The organism is Rhizobacter sp. P3_B12, from assembly GCF_056402895.1.
In genome coordinates, this window is sequence record NZ_JBFUGN010001149.1 from 1 (window position 1) to 1,773 (window position 1,773).

General features: G+C 68.0%; 3 protein-coding genes. 1 reads left to right on the forward strand and 2 read right to left on the reverse strand.

What is annotated here, in order from left to right; genetic code table 11:
* Positions 1 to 343 (forward strand): tetratricopeptide repeat protein (locus tag AC1D01_RS33145; RefSeq protein ID WP_477873722.1); only part of this gene is annotated, 343 nt, incomplete at its 5' end.
* Here the strand turns inward: AC1D01_RS33145 and AC1D01_RS33150 are convergent.
* Positions 340 to 1,209, reverse strand: coding sequence for an NmrA/HSCARG family protein (locus tag AC1D01_RS33150; protein ID WP_477873723.1), 870 nt, complete (start codon positions 1,207 to 1,209; stop codon positions 340 to 342). The genes AC1D01_RS33145 and AC1D01_RS33150 overlap by 4 nt on opposite strands.
* A 41-nt stretch (positions 1,210 to 1,250) precedes the next feature.
* Positions 1,251 to 1,773 (reverse strand): zinc-binding dehydrogenase (locus AC1D01_RS33155; RefSeq protein WP_477873724.1); only part of this gene is annotated, 523 nt, incomplete at its 5' end.

The window sequence follows — 1,773 nt, forward strand, 5'->3', positions numbered from 1 at the left end:
GCTCAACATGGAATTGACGCAGGCCCTGCAGGATTGCAAACGAGCGGTGGACCTGGACGAGGGGTCGGCGGCATATCGCGACAGCCTTGGCTGGACCTACTTGCGCGTGGGGGATGCGGCAAAGGCCACGGAGGCCTTCGATGGCGCGATCAAGGTGAAGGCGCTGCCCTTTTCGCTGTACGGGCGAGGTCTGGCGAAGCTGCGTCTGAACGACAGCTCCGCCGGACAGCAGGATCTGGCAGCGGCCCGCAAGCTGAAACCCTCGATCGACAAGGACGCGCGTACGGAGGGGTTCGATTTCGTGGACGACGTGGCGCCGCCTGAGCTCCAGCAGGCACTCTAGGCTGCGGCGACGGACTCCGCCACGAAGGCGGCGTAGGTGCGCAGCGGGCGTCCGAGGATCGCCTGCAGGCGATCCACCGCGCCGTCTTCGCCCCGCATGCCGTACTTCTGGATGCCGGCCATCATCAGGCGCATGTCATAGGCCAGCCAGGCCGGGCTGAACGACGCCATCTGCCCTTCGAAGGCAGCCACGTCGTCGCCGCCGTAGGCGATTTCGCGACCGAGGGCGGAGCTCCAGGCCTTTGCCGCGGAAGTGCCCGTCAGCGCTTGCGGGCCGACCAGGTCCAGCGTCATTCGCGGCAGCGGTGCAGGTGCCCTGTCGCGGCGCAACAGCTCGGCGACGGCGAGGTCGGCGATGTCGCGCGCATCGATCATCGAGACGCCGGCCGAGCCGATCGGCATCGGGTAGACGCCGTAGCCCTCGATCACCTGCCGGACCGTGCCTTCGTTCTGCATGAAGTAGGCCGGACGCAGGATGGTCGCCGGCATGTCGAGGCTGTCGATCATGCGCTCGACCGTGTACTTGCTCGTGAAGTGGGGCACGTTCGTGTACTGGTCGGCGTGGATCACCGACAGGTAGACGACGCGCTCGATGCCGGCCTCGCGCGCCAGGTTCAGCGCGATGAGGGCTTGCGTCACCTCATCGGGCGTCACGGCGTTCAGCAGGAACAGCGTTCGCACCGACGACAGCGCGGCGCGCATCGAGGGCACGTCGGTCAGGTCGCCGACCACTTCGGTGACGCCTGCGGGGAAGCTGCGCTTGCCCGGCTGGCGAACGAGGGCCTTGACGCTGGCGCCGGCGTCGGCCAGGCGTTGAACGATGAGGGAACCAATGGTGCCGGTGGCACCGGTGACGAGGATGCTCATGTGAATCTCCAGTGAATGATGGATCGGATGGTTCAGAGGGATCAGCGGGAAAACTCCGCCACGACCTTGCCGGTGCGCGAGGCGGTGCGATTGCGTTCGATGGCCGCCGGGATGTCCTTGAAGCCGACCACCTCGCTGACCGGCGACTTCAGCGTGCCGGCCGCGACATCGGCCGCCAGCGTTTCCAGCAGCGCGGTGTCCGCCTTGTTCATGAACCACAGGCCGCGGCGGCCCGCCGGCGTGCGCGCCAGGATGTCGGGGGACGAGGTGCCGACGATCGCGCCGGTCGGCGTCAGGACCTGCCATGAGCGATCGAGGACTTCACCTCCGACGTAGTCGAGCACCAGGTCGATGTCCCGGGCGATGTCCTCGAAGCGCTGGGTCTGGTGGTCGATGACGTGGTCCGCGCCGAGACCGCGCACGTACTTCACGTGGGCCGTGGCAGCGGTCGCGAAGACCTCGGCGCCCGCCCGCTTCGCGTACTGCACGGCATGGCCGCCGAGCCCACCCGCCGCGCCGTGGATCAGGATCCGCTGGCCGGGGAGGATGGGGCCGGCGAGATGC

Excerpts from the sequence above, each read along its gene's own strand:
- AC1D01_RS33150 (WP_477873723.1), bottom strand. The coding sequence starts at position 1,209 with ATGAGCATCCTCGTCACCGGTGCCACCGGCACCATTGGTTCCCTCATC.